The organism is Pseudomonas sp. Yb2C2 (genome assembly GCF_052112325.1).
Lineage (GTDB): Bacteria > Pseudomonadota > Gammaproteobacteria > Pseudomonadales > Pseudomonadaceae > Aquipseudomonas > Aquipseudomonas marginalis.
Genome location: NZ_JAVAJK010000074.1, coordinates 1 through 297 on the forward strand (window position 1 = coordinate 1; position 297 = coordinate 297).

The window sequence follows — 297 nt, forward strand, 5'->3', positions numbered from 1 at the left end:
TCATCTGGGTCGCTTCTTCCTTCATCTCGGCATCCCACAGGTGTGGGTTTTCGATCTTGATCTGGTTGATCACGTCGATACCGAAGTTCAGGTGCATCGACTCATCGCGCAGGATGTACTGGAACTGTTCCGCAACGCCGGTCATTTTGTTGCGGCGGCCCATGGACAGGATCTGGGTGAAGCCGCAGTAGAAGAAGATGCCTTCCAGCACGCAGTAGTAGGCGACCAGGTTGCGCAGCAGTTCCTTGTCGGTGTCGACGGTGCCGGTTTCGAACTTCGGATCGGAGATCGAGCGGG

The 297-nt window shown here is 56.6% G+C and carries 1 protein-coding gene; it reads right to left on the bottom strand.

The features are described 5' to 3' along the window. On the bottom strand, window positions 1-297 hold a 297-nt coding region (locus Q8X51_RS32210; RefSeq protein ID WP_407694953.1), incomplete at both ends, for a ribonucleotide-diphosphate reductase subunit beta.